Below are 26,132 nucleotides of genomic sequence, written 5' to 3' on the forward strand. Positions count from 1 at the left end.
TTTCACAACGGGTTTAAAAACTGGCTTTAACGCCCAGATTAATGGTGGTACCCAGTGCTTTGGTATAGTAACTCGCATTAGTAGAAGATTGTGCTCGTGCAGAAAAATAATCTTCATTGAGTAAGTTTTCTACACCTAGCGATAGTTGCCAATTATTGAGTTGATAGCTACTAGTTAGATTCAGGACGTTATAATTTGCTATAGGTCCTTGAGAGCCAATATATTCGCCATCGATCGGGTCAAATCGGTCTCGGTCACCAACATACATGTAGTTAATCCCGATACTAGCTTCTTCAACGGGTTGCCAACTAACATAAGCGGTTAATTTAGGGGGTGATATGGTACCACCATCTATATAAGTATCGGTTTCAGTGTCTTTCCCTTCAATCCAACTATAACTTAAACCGGTACTGAGGTTATCAAATACACGGTAGTCGAATTGCGCTTCATAGCCCCAAATTTTTTGTGGTGCGCGTACGGGTAAGTAAATGCCTGTTGTTGCATCAAAGCTGTTGCTTGTGCCTAATTCTGATTTACTTCGGTAGGCGGAAATTTCATAATTTAAATCACCAAGTTGACCAGAAAAACCAATTTCATAGTTATCGACAATGGATGATTCGGTGCGGATTAATGCAATATCATCGACTGTGGCGGTTCGTAAAAGGCGTCCAATATCTGAAATGTCAGCACCCTGGGAAAAACTCATGAACGGGTTAAATAACTCGTTCATGTTGTAACGTAAACCAATATTATAGGTGGTTGAGTTATATGTTAATTCTCCGCCTGTGACATCAAAAGGTACTGAGCAAGTACTTGGCGTTCGACATAGTTTTAAAGTTTGATAATCATCGACCGTTAAATCAACACTGTCTTGGCGGATACCGGCTTTAAAAACCCAATCATCGGCAATAACAAACTTAGTTTGTAAATAAACGGCTAAGTTACGCATGTCCATTTCAGGCACCCAAATTCGGCCGTCTTCTAATGGTTGTGAACTGATGTCTTGCAGCGCATCAATACCGTAAATAAAGGTTGATTCAACATTATCCCAATCAACTTGGGTAGCAAAGTTAACGCGTAGGCCTTTCTTTTCTGACTTGATGAATGATTGACCCCCTTCGTAACCTTCGCTTAGGTTAGCTAGTGCCGTTGAAAAGAAAAACATATTTTCAATTTTTTGCAGATAACCATCAACGGTTAACTGGGTGTTAGTGAATACTTCTTGATCGACGTATTTTAACATTAGATTATGATTACCGCGTGGCCCTTGAGGTACGCCAAGCTTTGCTACCCCAGTGGTGTTTTCTATCGCGTAAGTTTTTTCACCGGTGTTAGCATTACCTGCAACATCAATATAGTCTGAGTTTTGTTGGGCTTCATAGTAGTTATAAGTCAGTTGAATGGACTTATCGTCGTCAAGTTGATAGCCCAGTTTAGTAAAATAGTTGTTGGATTTAGTTTCTGATAAGCCATAGACTAATCCGATAGCGTCGCCTTCTGCATCTCGCTCCACGCCTGTTTTTTCTGTAATGGCACTAAATACATAGCTAAAATTGTCAATCGTACCATCTATCGAAGTATCCACTCGATAACCGGCACTGTCTTGTAACTTTATCGCGCTAAATTTACTGGAAATTCCAACATTAACTCGTACTTTGTCTTCGCTGGCTCGTTTAGTGATGTAGTTAATGATCCCGCCTGAAGCACCATTGCCATAAATAGAGGTTGCACCTTTAATCACCTCAATACGTTCAATGGCTCCCGCATCAATGGAGCTTATGCCTAATTTTCCATTTCGTAATGGCGTAGATTGTGGCACACCGTCAATCATGACTAATGCAGCACGACCGCGTAAATTTTGTCCCGAGTTACTTGATGTGCCAGTGCTTGGCGCCAAGCCAGGAACACGAAATGCGAGTAAGTTTTGTAACTCGGATGTGACAAGCATATCGCGCGCGAGGGTTTCTTGCTCAATGAGCGTGACGGAAGAAGGAACTTCCTCTATTCGCTCAGATGAGCGACTACCAGTAACAATCATGCGCTCCATTGAGGCATTACCGTCCGTGGCTTGTGGTGATGATTCTGCATTGGCATTAGTTGCGGGGAGTACCAATAAAAATAATGCACAGTGAGTCGCTATAGCCAATTGGCTAGGCTTGAATAACATAAGTATACCGATTAATAAACAATGAATGGTATGTAATGATATTCATTATCATTAATGAATACAGATTATTTACATTTTTTACATTAATTAGATGCCTGTTTTTGTGTACTAAATCAAATGAAGATTAATCATCTTTTTGCTTGGAAGTGTGGAGAGTTTCGTCTTTGTCATCTACTCGTTAGCAGTTTTGGTTTAGCACTGTAGTAACAAAGAGCTGTAGATTTAGAAGTGATTTTTAACTTGGAATCGAAACTCCCAAGCATTGGTATCATCACCGGTGGTCATTGGCACTGCAACATCAATGTGTGCCACGTTGCCGTAACTGGATTTAGATGAGTAAACACGTGCACCAATGCCAATACTCGCAATGGGGCCATTAACCTCGTTTAGCTCATCTGTGCCGCCAGTTGCTTGGCCAATATCGGCAAATATCGCCCAACCTAATTCAGCCAATTGGTATAAATTGATATTTGGGTAATAACGAATTTCGCTGGTCAGTAACCACTGATTATCGCCATGCTGGTAGTCATTAGGGTAACCTCGTATACCGGTTTCATCACCCAGCGCAAATGTTTGGTCAAGATAATTATTGTGTGAGGTGGCAATTCTGGCTTTGGAGTAGGCGGTCCATTTAGGGCTAATTTGATGAAAATATTCTGCCGCTAAACCGATATTATAAAAATCTTGTTGCCCAGTTTGAATATCTGTCCTGCCAGTTAAACTCATCAGTAGTAATTGATTGTCTTGTTGCCAACCTCGAGTAGTTAATAAGTTGAGGTGATAACCTAACGCTGCACTGTCAGCCACATCGTTGAGTTCTAATCCTAGAGTGACAACATGGCGCCAGCCTAAGTTAAAATCTTCGTTGTTATTTATCAGGTGGATGTTATTCAGTACCGTAAATTGGTCTTCTAGGTATTCATAGCTTATCCACGGGTAAATAAATTCACGGTCGTAGGGTAACTGCGACTCTGGATATTCAGCGATATTATTGAATTGATGTTGGTCTTGAGTGATACCTAAGCTAATGCGTTGCAATTGATCATCTTGCTTATCCACTAACCAACCAAAACCCAAGTTGGCGTAATCAATAATATGTTCAAACTCGTTAATGTCTTCGCCATTTTGTCTTATGGTGTCTGTTCGAGTATCTGTTAACCATGCCGCGGTATACATGTCTTTGGTGTCTAATGAGTAAAAAGGTTTATTAAACGCTAGAGACGAGGTTTGGCCGTCGCTATTATCATAAAAATCTACCGAAATATTACCGTGCTTTACCCATCGTATTGGTGCATCAAATGCAATTTTATACCCAGTACGGTCCTCACTGGATTGGTATTTTATTTTTGTTTGTACCCCTAAACCCAGCAAATTATCTTCTTTAATTCCGAACGAGTACTTGGTGTCGCCACCATTTTTGCTCAGGCTTACGGTTGGTAATAATGACCAGTTATCCCACGTTTCAACTAACACCACATCTTCAACGTTGTCTGCTGCTAATGGGTCTTTTCTGGCAATATTAATTTCGGCATCACGAATGTAAGACTCGTAACGTAATAGGCGTTGGGCTTCGAGAAGATTGTTGGTGGTGATTTTGTCGCCTTTTTCAAAGCTCAAGCTGTTTAGAATGGTCGATTCTTTAGTATTGATGTGTAAATAGTTTGCCCAGCGATGCAAAAAAATAGCATCTGGGGCTGATTCATCAAAAATGGGGTGACTGACAATGACGATATTAGCAACGCTATCGACATCATGTTTGTTCACAGTTGACGGTTCAGATTGACTTACTGCAGCGTCATCATTAGCGCTAACGCTAGTGTGAAAAAGCAAGATGACGAAAAAACAAGCTGACAGTAAGACTGTTGGCATAAATTCGTCCTTATTATTGTTTTTGTTATAATTTTTAAGGAAATACAAATGTTAATTTAGCGTTATTGGAATGGTGCCTTTGCGTTGGGGTTTCACTTAATAACACACTGGAATCGTTAAAGAGTCAAGTATTTAGGTTATTTAGACTAAATCAACATCAGAAAGTATAAGGGCTGCATTAAATGCAGCCCTTATAAGAAGTATGATTAAATTGATAGTGCTGATGAGATTATAATGAGCGTCTTGGCGGAACCACTACGTTAGCAAATATAAGCCCAGCAATTAATGACATGAAAATAAGAAATATCTGGGAGCCTAAATGGGCTTGATTAAGCATGGTTTCGCCAGAAATTAGCGCATTTAACCCAATATAGGTTTTGCTGCCAGGCACTAAAATAACAATACCTTGTAGTAGTGCAATGGATGCAGGTGCTTTCATCCAACGGGCATAAAGGTTTGAATAAATTCCCACCGCTAATGCTCCAACAAAAATACCAATAGATTCGCCTAAATAAATCCCCCCGAGCATCGCAGAGAAAAATGCCACAATGCCGGCAAATACGCCCCAAGGTGAGTCTTTTAAACGGGCCTTAAAAATAATCACCAATGACATAGATAATATGGGAACAGCAGACCAAATAGCCCAACGAGGTAGTGGAATGGGGTCAATATAAGTAACGTCGCCAAAAATGGCTTTGCCAATGGTCATGCCAAGTACTGCGCCAAAATACAATTTAAACAGCTGCATCACCGCATCCATAATGCGTGCCGTACCAGAGATTAAATCTCGGGCAGCAAGCTCGGCTAACCCTAGTGTAAGTGCTAGGCCGGGAACAAAGATAATAATCCCAGACAAAATGGTGACCGGTAAATTGACACTAGGGTCTAGGGTGGCAATCCCCGACGCTAAAATCGCGCACACTACCGCGGCCATAGGTTCGAGCATTTCGGCTATTCGTTTTGAGCGTTCAGCCCAAAAAACTAAGCCGTATACCAGTAAGCCTAAAAGAGCAGACCAAAAAACATCATGCCAACCAGTGCCCATTAACATCGCAAAACCACCCGCGCTGGTACCAAAGGCAAGTAATGTGAGTTTATGTCCATAGGGGTTGGGTTTATTGGCAATTTCTTCTAAGCGTTCTAGGGCTTCTTGTAAGGTGCGTTGTCCAGAGCAGAGTTCTTCTACAAGCTCGAAAGTACGCGCTAACGAGCCTAAATCTAAGTCGCCTGGTTTTACGCGTGCGACGTGATTGTATTCTTGCTCAGTGTCATGTTGGAGGACAAATGTCATCGATGTTGGTGATATTAAAAAATATCCTTCAATGCCCAGAGTGGTTGATACGGTTTGTAAGTGGGATTCTAAGCGATACGCCGGAGTACCGAATTTATGTAGGTATTTTCCTAACTTTATAATAAATCGGCGTTTTTCTAAAAAATCCTGATTATCCACTGGGCTATGGTCACTTTTGTTAAGGTAAGGTAGTTATTTTGGCGCGAATATTAACCGATTAAGGCGTGTGTTTACAGCCAAACTGATCCAAAATAACATCAACTTATTAAAACAATAATATAGTCGACTCAAGGAATAACACATGACATTGATGGTATCGGGTTTATATGCAGGCTTAACGGCGTTGTTGGTTCTAGCATTATCTTACAAAGTGGTTAAATTTCGTCGTGCAAATAAAATAGGGATTGGTGATGGCGGCCATCAAGGATTGACCATTGCCATAAGAGCTCATGGTAATTTAGTTGAAAATGCCCCAATAGTATTGATTTTATTGATGCTTGCAGAATTAAACGGTATGCCGCTGTACTTAATCCATTGCTTAGGCACAGCTTGGATTGTTGCGCGCTTATTGCATGCTATCGGACTTAATCAAGGTCAAGGAGGTCTTCATTTTGGTCGTTTTTACGGTGTGTTAATTACTTGGATTGTATTATTAACCTTAGCTGTTGCTAATGTTGGCTTCTTTCTTGGGTTATAACATTGAAATCATAAGGGAATAGCAATGTTCCCGCTTTTTATATAAGGGTATATAGGGATAAAAATATTTCACTTGTGGTGTTTTTTTAGTCACACTTAGTGTCTCTGTACTGCTATACTCCGCGTCCGTTAAATTCAGCTATAGGCTGATGTTGTCATCGGATCAGCGAGACTGGTTTTCCCCATTTATGTAGGTCATATACATGCAAGTTGAGTCAACGTTATTTAATTATCCAAAGTTTTGGGCTGAATGCTACGGAACAGCACCTTTCTTACCCATGTCTCGTAAAGAGATGGATATTTTAGGTTGGGATAGCTGCGATATTATTGTCGTGACTGGCGACGCGTATGTTGATCACCCTAGTTTTGGCATGGCAGTGATTGGGCGAATGTTAGAAGCCCAAGGTTACCGAGTGGGGATTATTTCACAGCCTGATTGGTCAAACAAAGAAGACTTTATGCAGCTAGGTCGCCCAAATTTATTTTTTGGGGTAACCGCTGGCAACATGGATTCGATGATTAACCGTTACACCGCTGACCGTAAGCTACGTCATGACGATGCATACACCGCGGGTGATATTGGTGGCAAACGCCCAGACCGTGCCGTGACCGTTTATACCCAGCGCTGTAAAGAAGCTTTTAAAGAAGTCCCTGTGGTGATTGGTGGCATTGAAGCTAGCTTACGTCGCATTGCACATTATGATTATTGGTCTGATAAAGTCCGTCGCAGTGTGATTTTTGACGCTAAAGCAGATATCTTAATTTACGGTAATGCTGAACGACCATTAATGGAAGTGGCACGCCGTATTGCAGCGGGTGAAGCCATTAGCGATATTGATGATGTTCGTGGTACCGCAACAATGCGGAAAGAGCCTATGCCCGGTTGGCGTGGTATGGATTCGCGTAAAATAGACCAATTACATAAAATTGAGCCATTACCTAGTCCATATGGTGCAGATGACGTTGGTTGCAGTAATTTATCAGGTCCAACAGACGAAAAGATTTTTGATAACGAGGCTCCTAAAGCCATTAGCGTTCAACCGCCTCGTCCAAAGCCATGGGAAAAAACCTATGTGCTGCTTCCTGCCTATAACAAGGTCAGCGAAGACAAGTATTTGTATGCCCATGCCTCGCGTATTTTGCACCAAGAGCAAAACCCGGGTTGTGCCCGTGCGCTGTTTCAACCACATGATGCTAACCGTGGGGTATGGGTCAATCCACCGGCTTGGCCATTAAACACTGATGAAATGGATGCAGTATTCGATTTGCCTTATCAACGCATTCCACACCCTATGTATGGCCAAGAAAAAATTCCAGCCTACGATATGATTAAAACATCAATCAATATCATGCGTGGTTGTTTTGGTGGCTGTTCATTCTGTTCGATTACCGAGCATGAAGGACGCATTATTCAAAGTCGCTCGCAAGAGTCGATCATCAAAGAAATTAAAGATATTCAAGAAAAAGTACCAGGCTTTACAGGGGTTATTTCTGACTTAGGCGGCCCAACGGCAAACATGTACCGTTTAGGCTGTACCAGCGTGAAAGCAGAGAAAACCTGCCGACGTTTATCGTGTGTGTATCCGTCTATTTGTGGCCATTTAGGTACAGATCATAAACACACCATCGACTTATATAAAGCCGCACGTGAAGTGCCAGGTATTAAAAAGGTCTTAATTGCATCGGGGGTTCGTTACGATTTAGCTATTGAAAACCCTGAATATATTAGAGAGTTAGCTAAGCATCATGTGGGTGGTTATTTAAAAATTGCCCCAGAACATACCGAAGAAGGTCCTCTCAGTAAAATGATGAAGCCAGGTATGGGAACCTATGACAAGTTTAAAGAATTGTTTGATAAATTTTCTAAAGAAGCGGGTAAAGAACAGTTTTTAATTCCGTACTTTATTTCGGCGCATCCAGGTACCACCGACGAAGACATGGTTAATTTGGCATTATGGTTAAAAGGGCAGAAATTTAAGCTCGACCAAGTGCAAAACTTTTATCCATCTCCGATGGCCAATGCGACCACGATTTATCATACCGAACTTAACTCATTGAAAAACGTTAAGCATGATAGTGAGCACGTGACGGTGCCGAAAAAAGGCCGTCAGCGTAAATTGCATAAATTCTTATTGCGTTACCACGACCCAATGGGTTGGCCGATGATCCGTGAAGCCTTAGTGGCCATGGGTAAAGAGTCGTTAATTGGTAATGGTCCAAATCATTTGGTGCCACCAGAAACCCGTAACGAGCAAACTAAAGTGAAGTGGGGCCAAAAGCCATCGGCTAAAACAAAAGAGCAAAGCGGCCAAAAAGCAATGACCCGTTTTTCTGCCGATCAGTTTGAAGACCGTAAAGGCGGTACTAAAGCAGATAAAGGCAACGCCAAACCTGCAGGGCAAAACAGTAAGTCTTCGCCTAAGGCTTCGGGCCAAGCGGCAAAAGGGCAAACGTCCAAAAGCCAAGGCGCTAAACATTCTGCAAAAACGGGTTGGGCAACCAAATCGAAATACGCAAAGTAGTCAGGTTGCCTTTATAGACTTGAGTTAACTAAACCCGCATTTATGCGGGTTTAGTTTATCTAAAGCGTGTACTCTGTGTTGAATAAAAATGATAAGCAAGGAATGAGCATCATGGCTAAAATGTCTAGACTAAGTGGTTACTTCAGCAGTGCGTTAATGTGTGGCGGTATGTTATTGGCAACCCCAAGTTATGCTGCTAATTCGGTACAGCAACAACAATTTTTTGAAGCGATTAGTGCGCTTTGTGGTAAAGCTTTTGCCGGTAAAATCACAGCTGGTGGAGCTGAAGGTGATGGTTTTAGTGGCAAACCATTAGTTATGCATGTGCGAGAATGTACAGATAAGCAGTTGAAAATCCCATTTCATGTGGGTGCAGATCATTCACGAACGTGGATTATCACTCAAACCGATACAGGGCTACGTTTAAAGCATGATCATCGTCATAAAGATGGTAGTGAAGATAAAGTGACTATGTATGGTGGCGATACCCGTGATACTGGTACTGCAAATATGCAGACTTTCCCTGTCGATGACGAGTCGATTGCCAACTTTAAGCAACATGGCTTAACTCAGTCGGTCACTAACGAGTGGCAGATGATGATTGAAGCACATACTTTTACTTATCGTTTAACCAGAGAAGATCGCGACTTTAAAGTCGAGTTTGATTTAACCCAACCGGTTGCGTTACCACCAGTGCCTTGGGGGTATAAATAGGTTTTTGATAGGTTTATCCTATTGTTATTCTCACCGGCAGTTACTAGCCTGTCTCAGAGAAACTGACGATAACCGCTTATGGAACAGCTCAAGCATAGCGCTGTTACGCTTGTTTGCTGATTTTGTCACCACAAATGGGCGTGGTTTTTCTGATTATATAGGTGGATGAAAGGGCGCACGGTTATGTCTCGCCCTTAATATGAGAAATTATTTGTAGTCGCTGTTTCTCAAAGAGTAACGAGTAACGGACTCTTTCCACTTCTCGCCACTTTTCCAACGCTCAAGGAACAGTTCACTGTTTACTACTGCGCGGCCACCGATGCGAGTGATGCCATGTTCAAATAGTACCTCTGGCAACAGGCCAACGCTTGGGCCCACCAGCGCGATCTCTTGGGCTTTATGGCAATGCGTTAGCAAGCCTTCTAGGGTGTTGTTGATTACGCTGGTGCCAGTAATAAGTACCTTATCGCATTGCGCCAATTTGCTTGGATCTGTGGTTACTTCAAAATTGCCTTTGGCCTGAACCAATTCAGCCCGCAGCTCGATCACCGTTAAAGGGGTTTGTTGTTCGCGGAGTTGGGCTATAAGCGGGGCGAAGTAGCCAACCATACCAACGCGCTCACCAGGTTGAATATCTAGCAGCTCTAAACTGTCTTCTTCGTTGTGGTAGTTAAAGCCACGTTGTTTGAGTACATATTGGCTAATGGCATTAAGCGCTCCGGCGCCAAGCACTTGCTGCCAATCTTGTTGCAGCACGCTTAATTGGGCTAAATCCGTTACTGCTTTACCAATGTAATCACTGTATAGCGATTCATTTTGTAACTGCTCAAACGCGTTGCCCAATTTTACGTAGGTTAGGCCAATGGTACCGCCTTCTAATTCGACAACCCCAAACTTGGCACTTGGGTTATTTTCTTCGTGGCAAATGTGGATTGCTTTGATTGGTGGTAGATTGGTTGGTGCTGTAGTGAGTAACTGTTGATAAATAGACGACATCTGTGATTTCCATAACGCAGGGGATATTTCCAATTATTGTACCTCTACAAAAACGGTTTTTTTGTTAGCTAGTTAGAATATTTCTTACTTGATCAGGAGCTTTTGAAGCGCCATGTGCAGGAGATAACAATAGTAGTGGGTGCGGGAAAGGAGATTGCCACAATAGAGTTAGATTAATTGAGCTGATTACTCGCCGAGCCAAAACCTAGCTGACGAATCAACTGTTCTAACATTGCGGTCGTCGCTCCCCAAACCTTATGTTCCATGAAATAGACCGACTGGTTACCGGCGTAAAACAACCTAGACAGCTTTTGTTAAATCAACGAAAAAACTAGCCATATATGGACGCTCCCGGTGAGTCAAGATAATACTCTGCTCACCGAAGGCTTTGTGCCCCTAGTTTTCTGTACAACATTCTCACTCTTGTCGTTGCTTTTGATGCGCTCATTTCCCGCTAGAAGAATTTAGTGGGGTCAGGGTAAACTTTATGAAAAGTAAATTGAAACACTGGATTTTCTAAAACGTTTCTGTCCATAAGTGAGTCAGAAGCCATGATTGAAAATGCCTAAATTCAACTCTGAACTTGAGGCCGTTGAAGACTCTTTATAAAAGAATGCGTGAGCTAGCCATGCATGACGGGCTAGCTTTCGCGGTACAGGTCGCTCTTTGGCATCAGACCCATATGGATATGGGAAATGTCATTATGATGTCGGGAACATCATAGACCATGCCATCACGACATTCGTGAATCCATTCACATCAGATGTACCATCGAAAGCGTTAGCATTTTCGAATAAGACCGAGGAACGCTAAAATGAAGCCAAAAGCTGGATAAATTTTCGTCGCAATTTTTTCGCTGCTGTTGTTTGGTTGAATAGCGAAAATGTTGCCGGAACGGCAGGGGTGATCCAAGAGGGGATTGCTGTTGATCCCCTTTTGGCCCGTGCAGGGTGGAACCTTGCGTTCTTAAATGTCTGGTGTGGGCGAAGCACCACGACGTTAGTGGCCGCAGGCCATAAATACAAACTAGCAGTGGTTACTTACCATCAAAGGTAAACGACTGACCTGCAAGAGCGGCTTCAAACATTAGCCCACCCTTTGCGGCGGTAAATATCGCCATACCATTGATATAGGCTGCGGCGGCGGCATGATTACTGCCTGCTTGGCCTGCACCAGCTGAATTACCTGTGGTACCTACTTGAGCATTAGCGCCAAGATTAATTGCCACTGCAGACGCTTGCGCGCTAAATTCAAAGCTACCGCTAGTGAATTCATTATAAGCTTTGGCATCTTTAAAGAAGATGATTTCACTATAAGCTTGTCCACCTAATTGAAAACCGATAGATAGCTGGGTTAACGTGGAATCACCCATGTAATTATCGCCTTGGAATACGCGACCATTACCATATGCGGCTCCAATACCGATACCGCCTTTGGCTACGCTGGGGAAGATGGCATAACCATAAGCCGTATTAAATAAACTCCGGCTTTCATCGGCCTTTTTGAAATTAGTAATAGCGTCGTTGTAAGCTTCATCGCTAGCAAAACTTGGAACTGAAAAAGCGAAGCTTAATAACACGAGAACACTGGAAAAAACTAAGCTAATTGAACGTTTCATAAATAACCTCATTGACTAAGTTGTCATGGTAAAAACTCACCATAGAGTAGCATACCCCTTAAATGGCACTAATGAATAAACATTTATACTTGCTGTGTGTCAGGGTGTTATTGGTTGCTGTCTGCGAATGCAAAATAGGTGCGAGTTACTTTTTTGAGTGGTCTTTGGTTTCGGTTACGTTATCGCTTGTATCGTGCTCATCATCCACCATTAAATCTTGCAAATAACTCATTTCTTCATCGTTTAGTAACGAGTTAGTGTTGAGTGTTTTGTGGGGCGATGTAGTTTTGTCGCTGGCGTTGAGCCCACCGCGTAGATAGGCGGTTCGCGTGACTTGCTGGATACCATATAGTGCAAATATGTATACGGTCAGTAAAAGCGTTAAACGGGTAACTCCTTGGGTTAATAATGAAACAGAGTCACCTAAGTAAAATGGTAAATAAACCAATATAATCCGCAGTACCCAATTAATTAGAATACCTATGGTGAGTACACTTAACCAACGAAATCGAATCACTTGTAAGTTAAGTTGCCTTTTGGCCAAATATTGAGGGCGGTAGTGGGATAATAAACGATAAATTGCCCAGAAATAGCCAACAGTTTGTAGCATTAAAAATATGGGTAAGATCATGGCTAATAGATTAATACTGCTTAATTTATCGAGTGTCCCAATGGTGTTACTTGAGGCTTGTGGATCAATACCAATATGAAATAAAACAGTTGAACTGGTGACTAATGCAACGATAATGGCAAAGCCAAAATGTTTAATTAACAGTGGTTGATAATCTTGTCCTGTTAGGCTGCTTTTACAATATAAATACAGCATTGGCATTAATAAAAAATAGATCGGGATAAACAGTGTTAGGGTTAAATGTATCGGGATTGGGGTGGTTTCTGGGGTAAGTAAACCTGTTAAGAAGTAACAACCGATAAGTAAAAATATTCCAGCCAGCAGGCTATGGCTGCGGGTGGTACTTTGGTAAATATAATGCACATACAAACCTACCCCAAGGCAATGAATGCCTCCTAGTAAGGAGAGCCACCAGTATGTTTGAATGAATAAATCGTTAAATTGGTTCATTTTCACTCTCTTTGACGATAGTGAATACTAACCTACTTCCTGCTAACCGAATAGTTTTTGCTTGCTAACTTTGCTCAGCTTTACGTAAATGCCTGTTTGACGCTTTCTCCGGTGGTAAACCCGGTGCCGGTTTACGCTCTGCCAGTAAATGCTTAATGGCAAAAATGGGATGAGGCAATAGCATTCTTGGCCCCGCATACATCATTATTTCACGTGCTCTTTCTTTCATATGGGGTTTGTAACAATGCACAGGGCATTTATTGCAAGTGGGTTTGTCTTGGCCGTAGGGGCAACGATCGAGGCGAGTATTGGCATAGCTTAAAAATTCACTACACTGCTGGCAAACACCATGGGATGGTTTGAGGGGATGATGCGCTTTACAATATATTTCGACCATGGCTTGCATGGTTTGAAATTCGTAAAGTAATTTACCACTTAATAATTCTACATCGGCCATAGTGTTATTCCTGATTTAATACCCTAGTGAAACAGTCGGACATTAGTAGTGTAAGCTTGGCAATATGAGCTGACAAATTCAGCTTATTTAACTTTGAACTTAAACACAAAACGTACTTTTCTGAGGTTTGGATCGCAAAAATGATCCAAACAAGGGATAAATGATGAGCGATCTACGGCTTATTACAGATTTAAATAGATAAATACTTGATTTTATAGTGTACATTGAAATAATAATGGGCGGTGCTTAAAAAAAGCACAGCGTTTAAACAACAACGCACTATTATGTATGAATGTCGTTACGTTGCCTCACGACGAATACTGTTGTGAGTGAGATAAAATCATGTGCTATGCACATAATCAGCAAGGTGAAGCCTAATGAAGGTAATTTTAATTGTCATATTGGTTGCAATTGCTCTGTATCTGTACAGACGCACTCAAGCGGTGGCAAAACAAGAACAAGATAAAACCGATAGCAATGCTGCAGCGCATTCATCATCTAATGAGATCGCTAAACCTTCAATGGTAGCAGACGATACTGCAGTGGCAGATCCAGAGCATGCTGTCATCGATAAAGTCGCAGAAGATGACGTAGTAGCAGAAAATGAAGTAGTAGCAGAGCATACTGCTGAATCCGTTGAGGCACCTACAACAGCAATAATCTCTGAGTCTGATCGTCCACAAACAGAAATGGTTACTGAACCAGAAACTGTGGTAAAAGATGCGATTTCAGAGGTTGAAGTAAACACGGCTAACGTTGAAGCAAGCGTCGCTGGTGTATCAACAGTTAAAGAGCCAAGTTATCAAGGTCAAGCGTTGAATCTTAGACGTGTTGAAGGTGATTGGGCCAGTGAGAGTTTTATACAACAGGTTGACGCCGCTAACAATGCTAGCGATCTTGAAAGCCAGCACAGCAACTTAGCCAGTGTGATAAACCATTGTTATAAAATGCGTAAACAGGCTGATTATTGCCAATATGGTGCGGCATTGCAGTTGACCTATTTAGGCTTATATAGCGCATTACATCAACAATGTGTCAGTCAAAAAAGTACTGATGAAATAAAATCGCCAGTATTTATGCAGTTATCGACTTTGCTAAATGATGTCGGTCAGTTTGATGATGCGATTAAAGTTTGCCAGCAAGCGCTTGAATACCAGTTAACCGACGGCACTGTCACTGGGTTTGAAGGGCGAATTAAACGTATCGAAAAAGCCAAAGCTAAAGTTAGCTAACAGGCTAATCAATACTGTTGGATGGATATCAGGTATGATATTCAAAAGGAAAGCGGACCTTGGTTCGCTTTTTTGTTGCTTAAAATCTAATGCTTACAAGGTTTAAAATGACATTAATGACTCGTACATTGACTAAAATATTGCTAATTTCTGCAGCTGTAGTTTCACTTTCTGGTTGTATTCGCACCCCAGAATGGACCTTGTTTTATGTTGCAGATCAAACACCATTACCAACAGAGATTGCTGTACAAGACCACATAACAGGTTATTACAACTCTCTTGAGCAATGCCAAGCAAAGGGCGCGGGGATGTTGCACTTACAATTGTCATCAGTGCCAGCAGAGCAAGCTTTTGTGTGCGGTGAGTTATGTCAGGTAGACGAACAGGAACAATTGCAGTGTAAAAGCTTAGCCGTAGGGGCGGAGCGTGATGCAATTTAAGCAAGATTATTTTGAACAATTAGAAGGCTTTTATTCGCAAGTTTATCCTTTACCCATCAGTAATCCTCATTGGCTTGGTTGGAGCGAGGACGCTGCTCAACTGATTGGTTTGCAACAGCCTAATGATGAATTGCTGATGCAATTGTCGGCCAACCATGCGGCTCCTGGTGCGAGTTATTATGCTCAAGTTTATAGTGGTCATCAATTTGGCGGCTATACCCCAAGATTAGGTGATGGGCGTTCAATTATATTAGGTGAAGCCATTGGGCCAAATGGCGCTTGGGATGTTGCGTTAAAAGGTGGCGGGCCTACACCGTATTCTCGCCAAGGTGATGGCAGAGCGGTAATGCGCTCGGCGGTTCGGGAGTTTTTAGTGTCAGAAGCGCTGGCTGCGTTAAACGTACCTACCAGCCGTGCTTTAGCCGTCATTGGTTCTGATTTGCCCGTGTGGCGCGAAAGCCAAGAAACTGCCGCAATTACCGTACGTTTAGCCAAAAGTCATATTCGTTTTGGCCATTTTGAATATTTCTTTCATAGTGAAAAAGGTGATGCTGGCAAGCTGACACAATTGGTTGATTTTACTATCAAGCAACATTACCCCCATTTATCGACAGATGCTGCAGGGTACAAACAATGGTTTTATGAGGTAGTGAAATCGACCGCAATAATGATTGCCCATTGGCAATCTGTCGGGTTTGCTCATGGGGTGATGAACACCGACAATATGTCGATTTTAGGTGATACATTTGATTTTGGCCCCTTTTCGTTTTTAGATACATTTAAAGAAGACTTTATTTGTAATCATTCTGATCACGAAGGCCGCTATGCATTTGGTCAGCAACCGGGAGTCGGATTATGGAACCTCAAGCGGTTGGCCCAAGTATTAACGCCGATTATTGAGTCTGACGATTTAATTGCCGCGTTAAATACTTATCAAGATGAGTTGGTTAAGCAGTATTTATTGCTTATGCGCGCTAAGCTGGGGCTACCGCAACTAAACATCAGTGCAAATAAACTCAGTGAAGCGGAGCAAGCTGAGCTAAATAAGCAAGATTTGCATTTGGTAGGGCAATTAACCGTATTGCTTGAAAGTAATCAGCTTGATTACAGCAATAGTTTACGCGACTTTGGCCAGTTGGACCCTAATAGTTCACACTCGGTATTACGTGACAGTATGGTCGATCTTGCTGGCTTTGATACTTGGTATCAAGCTTACCAAGACCGGATGGGTAAGGTAGACGATGTTAATATGTGGCAAGGTGAGCGTAATGGTGTTAATCCAAAATACATTTTACGTAATTATCTGGCACAAGAAGCTATTATAGACATAGAAGAAAATGGCGATAACAGTAAGTTATTACAACTTCAGCAAGTGTTAAGTCGTCCATATGATGAACAACCTGAAATGGAAGATCTTGCCAAACGCCCACCCGATTGGGGGCAAGGCTTAATTATGTCTTGCAGCAGTTAATTGAATTATTTTATCTGAGTCAATGTATGAATGTATTGTCAGCCCGATTAGATCCACAAACATTAAGTTTGGTTATACAAGCAAAGGTAGATTTTGAGCAATTTGAACAATTTGCAGAACCGCTAGCCGCGGCACTTGACTGCGAAATCCGTGAGCGCCAATGGGGCGCAGATCGGCATCAATGGTTACTGAATTTTGAAGGTTGTCCTTTATGGTTACATTACGAATTTTATGGTGATAGTTGTTGGATCTCCATTGATAACCCCAATGATTTAGATGTTTTAGCATTTTTGCTAACGCTACTTACTCCACATATTCAAACGACGTAATAAGGCATACATGGATAACGGTATAGGTGCAGAGTTTCATTTTCAGGCATTGAGACCCGATCTCATTTTAGATGCCATCGAAAGCATCGGTGTCTTTCCTGAGACGGGATTATTAGCATTAAATAGTTATGAAAATAGGGTATATCAATTCCGTTCTGACCAAGGCATTCGTTATGTGGTGAAGTTTTATCGACCACATCGCTGGAGCAATGAACAAATTCAAGAAGAACACGATTATGCCTTGGCACTCGCTGCTGAAGACATTCCCATAGCCGTTCCGGTGGTTATTGAGGGTAAAACCTTATTTGAATATCAAGGGTATCGTTTTGGGTTGTTTCCTTCTATTGGTGGACGCGCATTTGAAGTTGATAATTTAGAACAACTTGAATCGGTTGGTCGCTTTATTGGCCGTATTCATCAATATGGCGCAATGCAGCCTTTTAAGTACCGTGAATCGCTGACTCCTGCTATTTTGGGCGATGAGCCTTATCGCTACTTACGCGAGAGCGATATCGTTTCCAGTTCGATGCAAAACGCATTTTTTACTGTTGTTGAACAGGTGTTGGATAAAGCAAAGAAAATTTGGCAGCAACACAGCTTTACTTCAATACGTCTGCACGGAGACTTACACCCTAGTAATATTTTATGGACACCAGATGGCCCTGGTTTTGTTGATTTAGACGATGCTAAGCAAGGTCCGGCAGTACAAGATTTATGGATGATGTTGACGGGTGATCGCCAGCAACAATTATTACAAATTGATATTTTGTTAGAAGGATATCAAGAGTTCTGTGATTTTGATGCTAAACAGTTGGCGTTAATTGAGCCATTAAGGGCATTTAGGATGGTGCATTATAATGCGTGGTTAGCCAAGCGCTGGCAGGACCCTGCATTTCCAATGAATTTTCCATGGTTTGGTGATATTAAGTACTGGGAACAACAAACGTTGGCGTTTAAAGAACAGCTCTCTGCGCTGAATGAACCACCATTGAGTTTACCCAGTTTTAATTAACAATATTTCATAATCACTACCTAATAGTATTTAGTTACAAATACAATTAGCTAGATATTGAGTTACAGGCTAACGCTAGACTATGATAGAGCCAGCGTATTTATATTTTGCCTATTTTAAGGAAGTAAAATGAAAAAAGCATTACTGATGGCCGTAGCACTACTACTGGCACCGATGGCGGCGATGGCTGCTGATTATAAAGAAGGTGTACATTACACTGTAATTAATGAAGGCCCAGGAACAGCCAAACCAGAGATTACTGAGTTTTTCTCTTTCTTTTGCCCGCATTGTTTTAATTTTTCTAAAACAGTAGTGCCTAAAATTGAAGCCAACTTGCCTGAAGGTGTCGAATTTAATCAAGCTCACGTTGAGTTTATTGGTCGCCAAATGGGCATTGAAATGTCTCGTGCTTTTGCAATTGCAGAACAACTTAATGTTAAAGACAAAATTGAACCTGCATTATTTAGCGCTATCCACGATAAGCGTCAACAATTTACACGTGCAGACGATATCAGATCATTATTCATTGCTAATGGTGTCGACGCTAAAGCTTATGATGCAGCAGCTAGCTCATTTATGGTTAATGCACAAATGGCAAAAATGAAGCGTGATACTGAAAATGCTAAAATTTCAGGTGTTCCTTCATTAGTTGTTAACGGTAAATACCGCGTCGAAACCAGCTCTATTAAATCTTATGATGAGTTAATTGATATCGCATTTTACTTAACATCAATAGATAAAAAGTAATCCACTACCGATGGGTTATGTAAATAAGGAGCTTCGGCTCCTTTTTTTTTGCCTAAATAAGAGACATATTTACGAGAAGGTGGCTTGAACGGTGAAAAGGCAAAAAAAAACCGCATGCCTATAAAAGACAATACGGAGATGAGTTAAATAACTCTTTTTTACCCTGAGTAACAGTAAAGATATTAACATGGCGTCAAAATATTGGCAAGTGACATTAAAGTGCCGATTTATAATATTTGATTTAGTAGGGCAATAAATGATCATCAATTAATGAAACTCTTTTGGCTGCAAGCTGTCCAATTTGACAAGTATAAAACTGTGTTTATCGTTTAATAAAAGTGGATAGTAGTTTGCTGTGGCGTTTGTATATTTAGGTTACACGCGGCTTATCGTTAACTATTCCATGCATGTTGTGGATGTTATCTTCTTGGAGGAAGCCGTATGAGAATGTTCCCTGTTTATGCCCCTAAACTTATCGTTAAGCATGCTCGAATTTTTTTGAGTGGAGTTATTTGGGTAAAAGACTTAGGACTGCTTGAGTTTGATAAAGGCCGCTTTTTACAGACGAAAAAAAGCCTGCCACATGTGAAGCAGGCGATCAGTGAATTAAATGCCTTGATTGAAGCGCAATCGCAGCAGTATCAATCCATTTAGATTTCGTTATTCAATAAACCAACAAGGCCGTTGACCTTATCACTCCAAGAGTCTAGGTCTTGCTGCAATTGTTGGTTTTTTTGTGCCAATTCTTGTTGTTCTAATATCAATGCTTCATTCTTTTGCTTCTCTTCATCAAGCTCCATTTTTAGTAGCTCAATATTTTCGAGTGTTGCCTGGATTTTGGTTTCCAGTTGGGACAATAATTCAAAGCTCATGGGGGCAGTCCTATACGTTTCTGGATGGAACCCCGATTCTAGCAGTGACAAGGCCTATAGGAATAGCCTTTAAAACTAAGTGGCTAAAATATATTCAATAAATCGTTCGATATTGTACTTTATCTGAGATCGCGCTATTTTTATCTGCTAACCAAGGCAACAAAGACCTTTCTATGACAATCCGCAGACTCGATGTTGGCATTCGTATGAGCAGTATAGTGATCCACAATAATAACGTTTATTTGAGTGGCCAAGTCGCAAAAGACAAATTAACCGACATCAATAGCCAAACTGTATCGATGCTCGAAGAAGTTGATACTCTACTTACACAAGCGGGCAGCCGACGAGAAAATATTTTATCAGCCACTATTTACCTTAAAGAGATGGCCAATTACGATGCTATGAATAAAGTGTGGGACAACTGGTTACCTAAAGGGCATGCCCCTGCAAGAGCTTGTGTGCAAGCAGCAATTGCCGAGCCTGAATACTTAGTTGAAATATCAGTAATTGCAGCAGTGGCAAGTTAGTCATTCATGGCTAATCATGTTTAGTTACATTAGAGTCATTGATTGGTTGCGATTAGCGAGTGATAGAATGAGATATGCACTGACAGTTTGTCTGTTGCTGTATGAATAAATATATTGATGCTTGTTACGTTCATTTTACGTAATTTGATTTAGGATTTATGGCTTCGACTTGACATTAATCTCAAGCCTCCATAGTCTGCAAGCTCAGTTTTTAAGGTGGTATGCAATGGACATAAAATATAATTTGAAATCAGCGTCAGAGCGCCGTACAGAACCCTTCAAGCCTGAAGGCAACGTAGGTTTCGGTAAGTTGCGTACTGACCATATGTTTTTGATGGATTATCGTGATGGTCAGTGGTGCGATCCGCGCATTGTACCTTATGGTCCGTTTGAAATGGCGCCAGGTGCAATGACGTTACATTATGGACAATCAATATTTGAAGGCGCAAAAGCCTTTATGCACGAAGATGGCGAGATTTATACTTTCCGTTTAAACAAAAATGCCGAACGGATGAATCGTTCTGCCGATATTGTGTGTATTCCCAATATTGATGAAGCAATGCAAGTGAAGGCTATTAATGCCCTTATTGACGTGGACCGTTTGTGGTTTCCGCAACAAGATGGTGCCTGTTTGTATATTCGTCCATTTATTTTTGCTACAGAAGATCGTTTGTCGGTTAGTCCAAGTCAGCAATACACCTTCTGTGTCATGTTAAGCCCATCTGGTGCTTATTATGCTACAGGTGTCGACAGTGGCATCCGTTTATTGATCACCACAAAATTTCACCGGGCAGTGTCAGGTGGTACAGGTGCATCTAAGGCTTCTGGTAATTATGCTGCATCTTTACGTGCAGGCAAAGCTGCAGCGGAATATGGTGCCTCACAAGTGCTATATCTTGATTCTACTAACACCCAAATTGAAGAAGCGGGTGCAATGAATCATTTCCATATTTTAAAAGACGGCACTGTGATTATTCCTACATTCACCGATACCATTTTAAAATCAATTACTTCTCAATCTATGCTTGAATTAGGTGATTTATTAGGCTGTGAAGTAAGACAAGAAACGGTGATGTTGGATAAGTTTATTGCGGACATTGAATCTGGTGAAATTATTGAAGCGGGTGGTTTTGGTACTGCAGCTGTCGTGTCTCCTGTGAGTTCATATATTTTTGAAGATGGACGTATTATTACCGTGGGTGATGGCAAAATTGGACCTAATATCCAACGGATTTATAAAGTCTTTACTGACCTACAGAAAGGCAACATTCCTGCACCAACAGGTTGGGTAAAACGTATTGAGCGTGTCGCTCCATAGGTTACTCTATCTGCTAATGCTGTTTAATAATGTTGTTTAATAAAGCTCCTTTATGGAGCTTTTATTTTGCGTTAAAAACGATTAATGGCAGCTTTTTCTTTGGTTAATAATGCCAGGCAATCAACAGTGTTCAATGGTTTACTGAGTAAGAAGCCTTGTACTTGATCGCAGCCTCCTTCACGTAAGAAATCTAATTGTTCTTGAGTTTCAACCCCTTCAGCAACCACGTTAAGCTCTAAACTATGGGCCAAGGTGATAATGGCACTCGTAATGGCTGCATCGTCAGGATCTTCGGTAATATCTCGAACAAATTCACGATCAATCTTTAACGTATCAATTGGGAAACGTTTCAAATAGCTTAAGCTGGAATACCCAGTACCGAAATCGTCAATGGCAATGGTTAATCCTAATGCTTTTAATTTCGCCAATACTGCAACAGAATCTTTTGGATTACCCATGATCATCGATTCTGTTAATTCGAGTTCTAGTGCACTTGCCGGTAAACCTGATACTGCTAATGCGACTTCTATTGTAGATATTATATCGGCTTTCAATTGTCTGGCAGAAAGGTTAACCGCTACAGATATATGTTCAAAGCCTAAATTGTGCCACTCTGCTAGTTGATTACAGGCTTCATTAATGGCCCAGTTACCTATTTGATTTATCATACCGGTTTCTTCTGCCAGTGGGATAAATTCAACCGGTGAAATAAAGCCTAGTTCTGGACTGTCCCAACGTAATAATGCTTCTAGACCAATAATCATCTCGGTCTTAACATCGAATTGAGGTTGATAAACCAGATACAGTTCATTGTCCTGCATCGCTTTTTTAAGCCCCGCTTCTAACTGAACATGGCGGGTAGCATATTTATTTAATTGTTCGGTATAGAATTGGAAATTATTGCGCCCCAGTGATTTTGCGTGATACATGGCAGTATCAGCATATTTAATTAAAGATGTTGTATCTTGCGCATCTTCGGGATACAAGCTGAGGCCGATTGACGGTGAAATGGTCAGTACTTTATCGTCAAGTAAAAAGGGGGTTTGGAATGCATTGAGGACTTTTTCTGCAATGATGGTCGCGGCTTTAGTTTTGGCTACACCTTCTAAAATAATGGTAAATTCATCGCCCCCTAAACGCGCAACCGTATCACCATCACGTACAGAGTTTTGCAGTCGATGAGCGACAGCTTTAAGCAGTAAGTCACCAATATGGTGTCCCATTGAATCATTGATATGCTTAAATCGGTCAAGATCTAAGAACAATAATGCCACTATGTTGTTTGCGCGATGCGCTTTAGTGACTGCTTGATTGAGGCGATCTTGAAATAGCGTGCGGTTAGGCAGTCCCGTGAGAGGGTCGAAATTAGCTAATACTCGCAAATCTTCTTCAGCTTTTTTACGCGCAGTAATATCAGTGAATACTGCTACAAAATGGCTTGTTTCACCTTTATTATCGATTACTTGGTTGATCTCAAGCCATGCAAGAATGCCGCGACGGTCGCGAGTACGAATTTTGATCTCGCCAGCCCAATGTTTGTGTCTTAATAGCTGGGTTTCGACAGCATTGTAAAACTCACTAGATTGCTTGCCCATTGTCAGAAACAGAAAATGTTTTCCGACAACATCACGGTGTTTAAAGCCGGTAATACGGCTAAATGCAGGATTAACTGAGCGAATTTGGTAGTCTAGCTCGCCGACGATGACCGCTTCATTCATACTAAACAGTACTTGTGATGACAGCTTCAACTCATTTTCAGTTACTTTACGATTGGTAATGTCTTTATGAGTGCCTGCCATTCGTAAGGGGACATTATTTTCGTCGCGCTCAACGACTTGCCCACGGTCTAATAGCCATGACCATTTACCAGGGGCTGATTCAACACGATATTCAGCTTCAAAGAATTCTGTCTCACCATTTAAATGGTCGTTGAGCAGCATCTGTACCTTAGGGCGGTCTTCAGAATGGATACTGCTGATGAGCAATTGATCTTTTTGACCGAAGTCCATTGGCTCAACCATATTGGTTCGATAAACTTTGTCCTCTTTGATATTCCAGTCCCACATCCCATCACCTGAAGCCCACAGTGCCAATTTGAGGCGCTCTTCAGAGGCTCGAATACTGCTATCGAATTCACGTTGTTTGATGTGTTTTTTCTTTCGGGCGGTAATAAACCAGATTATCAATAATAAAGCGACCGAAAAATATAGCGCATAAGCTAAATTTGTCATGTAAATAGGCGGAACAACCGATACGTTTACATTTAAGGTGTTTTTACCGTATTGATTGGCACCAAGAGCATGGCGTACTATTAATTGATATTCTCCTGGGGGTAAATTGGTGTAGGAAATTTTATTGCCATCCGCTAACTGATGCCAAGCGGTATCAAAACCATTGAGAAAATAACTAAAACGACTTAATCCAGGGTAACTATAGTTTAATGAACTAACCTCAAAGCTAATTAACTGCTTTTCGTAGGGCATATTAATGTCAGGTGCATGGCTTAAATCGAGGATAGGGTATGTTGTTTCGCCGATAGTATACTTTGTTAAGGCTAATTTATTCTCTGCTCGGTATTTTGGGATCTGGGCTGGGCTAAATCGATTCAGTCCTCGAATGCCGCCAAACCATAAATCACCATTACGGTCTTTAAATTTAGATGAGCCATTAAATTCTCTGGCTTGTAAACCTTCATATTGATTAAACGATATAAATTCATTCGTTTTAGGTGTAAATCGTGAAATCCCGCTATTTGTGCTTAACCATAAATCATGTTGTGCATCTTCTAAAATGGCATAAACCGTGTTGCTACTGTTATCTGCATTGACATCTATACGCTCAAAGTTAAAAGCCCCATCTTCGATTGTTAGCTTGTCTATACCGCCATGAGTCGCTAACCAAAAGTCACCATTTTCAGTGAGTAAAAAATCCCGAATGCGGTCATCGCTTAAACTATTGAGATTCTTTGGATCGTGAATTAAAAAGTCTAGTTTTTGCTCATCGGGCGCCAGTCTTACTAACCCACTCATGGTGCCTAGCCATAGATAACCTTGGCTAAAATATATTTTAATAATTTGATGTTTGAATGGTGAATATTCAGTTTGAAAATCAAAATTATAAGAGACCATTTTTTGACTATTTGGCGAAATAGAATATAACCCTTGGCTACTGGCAATCCATATACGGCCTTTATCATCAAAGGCTAAACTGCGAAACATGGTATCCGTATGGAGTTGATCATTGACTGGTTTAATTTGTTGTAGGGTGTTGTTGCTATCTAAGGTAAATATGCCGACATTGGTCGCGAACCATAGTGAATCATGTATGTCTTGCACAATGTCTTGGACAGTGAGAGAAAGTTGATCTTCTGGGATAGCTAATAGCTGGCTAAATAAATCGTTGATGTAATGGTATTTATTATCGCCTGGAATGAGATATTTAGCGCCAATGCCTTGAGTGCCAATCCATAGGCGCTGTTGTTTGTCCCTGAAAATGGCGCGGACCATATTTGCCATTCGAGGTGTATTAGTTTGGTTATCGTAAAAGTGGCTAAAATATTGATGGTTGATATTGAGCTTGTCGATACCGGAAAAAAATGTACCTATCCATAAGATACCATTAGGGTCTAGCATTAATGTTTGTATGTTATTCGCGCTAATACTGTTTAGTGCTTGTGAGTTGTGCTTATAAACGGTGCTGTGCCACTTTTTACCATCATAATCGAGTTGAGTTAAGCCTGAGTTATTACCAATGACCCATAATTGATTGGCATTGTTAACCACAAATTGATCAATTTTTTTATTATCGCCATGATAATTTTCCCGCGACCAAATGAGTTCTTTTTGATGGTTCTCTAAATTATAGCGCCAAATTTGGTTATCAATCGCAAGCCATACAGAATAAATAGAGCTAAATTTTATGTCGTTAACCGCCTTGTCGACAGGAATATCAAGGCGAATAATAGTATTACTATCAATGGCAAATGTGCCATTGGACTGGGTACCCACTACAATATATTTATCATCAATATTGGCTATACTAGTCACATTAGGAGTGATGTTATTACCTAAACTAACGGGAATAATTTTTTCTGTTTTTAGTGACAGAATGAAAAGACCAGATCGAGTACCTACCCAGAGAGTCTCGCCAATAACAGCAAGTTGAGTTACTTGTAATTCGCTTAAGCCTTGAGCCTGTTTGTATTGAGTAAACTTTCCGTTAGTGAGATTGAGTCTATTGAGGCCACTATTATAGGTGCCAACCCATAAATCCCCATCGGGCGACTGCAATATGTCGGTAATAAAGTTTCCCGAAATAGAATTACTGCTTTGTTGCTGTTTTAGATATAAATTAAACTCAACCCCATTGTAGCTGTGGAGTCCATCTTGAGTTCCTATCCATAACATTCCCGAACTGTCCATAAACAAGCGGGTAATTGAGTTTTGATTGAGGCCATTACTTGTATCAAAGTGTTCAAATTTTACTTCGGTTAGACCATCATTAGGACGGTCTTTTTGTGCTGCAACAGACACCGAAAAACTCAATGTTATGACTAACATTAGATAGTGTACTAAAAGCGTAAATGTACGAAAATTCAAATTTCACCTATAAAAGTTACATTGGAAAGGCTGCTACTCATAGTCTAGTTATAGTAACAATAAAATTTTAACTTAAGTACTACAAACTCAGATGTTAAATTTTTTATTAATTGAGTGACAGACTAACTCTTTTTTAGTGTAAAACTGACCATTTTACACGCACAAAGCAATATAA

At 41.0% G+C, this 26,132-nt stretch carries 22 protein-coding genes; 13 read left to right on the forward strand and 9 right to left on the reverse strand.

What is annotated here, in order from left to right:
• Positions 1–13 precede the first annotated feature (13 nt).
• The 3 genes from FH971_RS01835 to FH971_RS01845 form a co-directional block, all read right to left on the reverse strand.
• Complete coding sequence (locus tag FH971_RS01835) at positions 14–2,167, reverse strand: TonB-dependent receptor (protein WP_140233140.1); 2,154 nt, start codon at positions 2,165–2,167, stop codon at positions 14–16.
• 222 nt (positions 2,168–2,389) lie between these two features.
• The gene (locus FH971_RS01840; RefSeq protein WP_140233141.1) at positions 2,390–4,036 is read right to left on the reverse strand and encodes a ShlB/FhaC/HecB family hemolysin secretion/activation protein; all 1,647 of its coding nucleotides are present in this window, start codon (positions 4,034–4,036) and stop codon (positions 2,390–2,392) included.
• A 229-nt stretch (positions 4,037–4,265) separates the two neighbouring features.
• Entirely contained in the window at positions 4,266–5,486 is a 1,221-nt protein-coding gene (locus tag FH971_RS01845) for a threonine/serine exporter family protein (protein ID WP_140233142.1), read from the reverse strand.
• Between the two features lie 142 nt (positions 5,487–5,628).
• On the opposite strand from FH971_RS01845, the gene FH971_RS01850 reads away from it, so the two are divergent.
• The 3 genes from FH971_RS01850 (at position 5,629) to FH971_RS01860 (ending at position 9,259) form a co-directional block, all read left to right on the forward strand.
• A complete protein-coding gene (locus tag FH971_RS01850; RefSeq protein WP_137223491.1) occupies positions 5,629–6,024 on the forward strand; it encodes an MAPEG family protein in 396 nt (131 codons plus the stop codon).
• 202 nt (positions 6,025–6,226) lie between these two features.
• On the forward strand, positions 6,227–8,545 hold the full coding sequence (locus FH971_RS01855; protein ID WP_140233143.1) for a YgiQ family radical SAM protein: 2,319 nt from the start codon (positions 6,227–6,229) through the stop codon (positions 8,543–8,545).
• A gap of 120 nt (positions 8,546–8,665) precedes the next feature.
• The gene (locus tag FH971_RS01860; RefSeq protein WP_206194452.1) at positions 8,666–9,259 is read left to right on the forward strand and encodes a hypothetical protein; all 594 of its coding nucleotides are present in this window, start codon (positions 8,666–8,668) and stop codon (positions 9,257–9,259) included.
• Positions 9,260–9,466: 207 nt separating this feature from the next.
• Here the strand turns inward: FH971_RS01860 and FH971_RS01865 are convergent, their stop codons facing one another.
• The gene (locus FH971_RS01865; protein WP_140233144.1) at positions 9,467–10,288 is read right to left on the reverse strand and encodes a Rossmann-like domain-containing protein; all 822 of its coding nucleotides are present in this window, start codon (positions 10,286–10,288) and stop codon (positions 9,467–9,469) included.
• Positions 10,289–11,125: 837 nt separating this feature from the next.
• Between FH971_RS01865 and FH971_RS01870 the strand changes: the two genes are divergently transcribed.
• Positions 11,126–11,311, forward strand: a complete 186-nt coding sequence (locus tag FH971_RS01870) for a hypothetical protein (protein ID WP_140233145.1) — start codon at positions 11,126–11,128, stop codon at positions 11,309–11,311.
• Here the strand turns inward: FH971_RS01870 and FH971_RS01875 are convergent.
• From FH971_RS01875 to FH971_RS01885, 3 genes are all read right to left on the reverse strand, one after another.
• The gene (locus FH971_RS01875; protein WP_140233146.1) at positions 11,292–11,873 is read right to left on the reverse strand and encodes a lipid-binding SYLF domain-containing protein; all 582 of its coding nucleotides are present in this window, start codon (positions 11,871–11,873) and stop codon (positions 11,292–11,294) included. The two genes, FH971_RS01870 and FH971_RS01875, sit on opposite strands and share 20 nt — an antisense overlap.
• 145 nt (positions 11,874–12,018) lie before the next feature.
• Positions 12,019–12,954, reverse strand: coding sequence for a hypothetical protein (locus tag FH971_RS01880; protein WP_140233147.1), 936 nt, complete (start codon positions 12,952–12,954; stop codon positions 12,019–12,021).
• 64 nt (positions 12,955–13,018) lie between these two features.
• Entirely contained in the window at positions 13,019–13,411 is a 393-nt protein-coding gene (locus FH971_RS01885; protein ID WP_137223480.1) for a nitrous oxide-stimulated promoter family protein, read from the reverse strand.
• 377 nt (positions 13,412–13,788) lie between these two features.
• Between FH971_RS01885 and FH971_RS01890 the strand changes: the two genes are divergently transcribed.
• From FH971_RS01890 to FH971_RS01920, 7 genes are all read left to right on the forward strand, one after another.
• The gene (locus tag FH971_RS01890) at positions 13,789–14,643 is read left to right on the forward strand and encodes a hypothetical protein (protein ID WP_140233148.1); all 855 of its coding nucleotides are present in this window, start codon (positions 13,789–13,791) and stop codon (positions 14,641–14,643) included.
• 107 nt (positions 14,644–14,750) lie between these two features.
• The gene (locus FH971_RS01895) at positions 14,751–15,083 is read left to right on the forward strand and encodes a hypothetical protein (RefSeq protein ID WP_140233149.1); all 333 of its coding nucleotides are present in this window, start codon (positions 14,751–14,753) and stop codon (positions 15,081–15,083) included.
• Positions 15,073–16,554 carry a protein adenylyltransferase SelO gene (locus tag FH971_RS01900; RefSeq protein ID WP_140235491.1) on the forward strand — a complete coding sequence of 494 codons (1,482 nt, stop codon included), beginning with the start codon at positions 15,073–15,075 and terminating at the stop codon, positions 16,552–16,554. The genes FH971_RS01895 and FH971_RS01900 overlap by 11 nt, the downstream gene beginning before the upstream one ends.
• Positions 16,555–16,580: 26 nt before the next feature.
• Complete coding sequence (locus FH971_RS01905; RefSeq protein WP_140235492.1) at positions 16,581–16,883, forward strand: DUF3630 family protein; 303 nt, start codon at positions 16,581–16,583, stop codon at positions 16,881–16,883.
• 10 nt (positions 16,884–16,893) lie between these two features.
• A complete protein-coding gene (locus FH971_RS01910) occupies positions 16,894–17,895 on the forward strand; it encodes a serine/threonine protein kinase (RefSeq protein ID WP_140233150.1) in 1,002 nt (333 codons plus the stop codon).
• Positions 17,896–18,024: 129 nt separating this feature from the next.
• Entirely contained in the window at positions 18,025–18,642 is a 618-nt protein-coding gene (locus FH971_RS01915) for a thiol:disulfide interchange protein DsbA/DsbL (RefSeq protein ID WP_140233151.1), read from the forward strand.
• 441 nt (positions 18,643–19,083) lie between these two features.
• Positions 19,084–19,296 (forward strand): DUF1107 domain-containing protein, encoded by a 213-nt coding sequence (locus tag FH971_RS01920; protein WP_137223468.1) that lies wholly within the window; start codon positions 19,084–19,086, stop codon positions 19,294–19,296.
• Here the strand turns inward: FH971_RS01920 and FH971_RS01925 are convergent.
• Positions 19,293–19,514: a cell division protein ZapB gene (locus FH971_RS01925; protein ID WP_137223466.1), complete on the reverse strand. Its 222-nt coding sequence runs from the start codon at positions 19,512–19,514 to the stop codon at positions 19,293–19,295. The genes FH971_RS01920 and FH971_RS01925 overlap by 4 nt on opposite strands.
• A gap of 173 nt (positions 19,515–19,687) precedes the next feature.
• Here FH971_RS01925 and FH971_RS01930 point away from each other — a divergent pair, with 173 nt between their 5' ends.
• Both FH971_RS01930 and FH971_RS01935 read left to right on the forward strand, forming a co-directional pair.
• A complete protein-coding gene (locus FH971_RS01930) occupies positions 19,688–20,041 on the forward strand; it encodes a RidA family protein (protein WP_140233152.1) in 354 nt (117 codons plus the stop codon).
• 226 nt (positions 20,042–20,267) lie between these two features.
• Positions 20,268–21,359 carry a branched-chain amino acid aminotransferase gene (locus tag FH971_RS01935; RefSeq protein ID WP_140233153.1) on the forward strand — a complete coding sequence of 364 codons (1,092 nt, stop codon included), beginning with the start codon at positions 20,268–20,270 and terminating at the stop codon, positions 21,357–21,359.
• Positions 21,360–21,430: 71 nt separating this feature from the next.
• Here the strand turns inward: FH971_RS01935 and FH971_RS01940 are convergent, their stop codons facing one another.
• Positions 21,431–25,918, reverse strand: coding sequence for an EAL domain-containing protein (locus tag FH971_RS01940; protein ID WP_240778426.1), 4,488 nt, complete (start codon positions 25,916–25,918; stop codon positions 21,431–21,433).
• Between the last annotated feature and the right edge of the window lie 214 nt (positions 25,919–26,132).

The sequence above is a fragment of the Shewanella polaris genome, from assembly GCF_006385555.1.
In the GTDB taxonomy this organism is placed as follows: Bacteria; Pseudomonadota; Gammaproteobacteria; order Enterobacterales; family Shewanellaceae; genus Shewanella; species Shewanella polaris.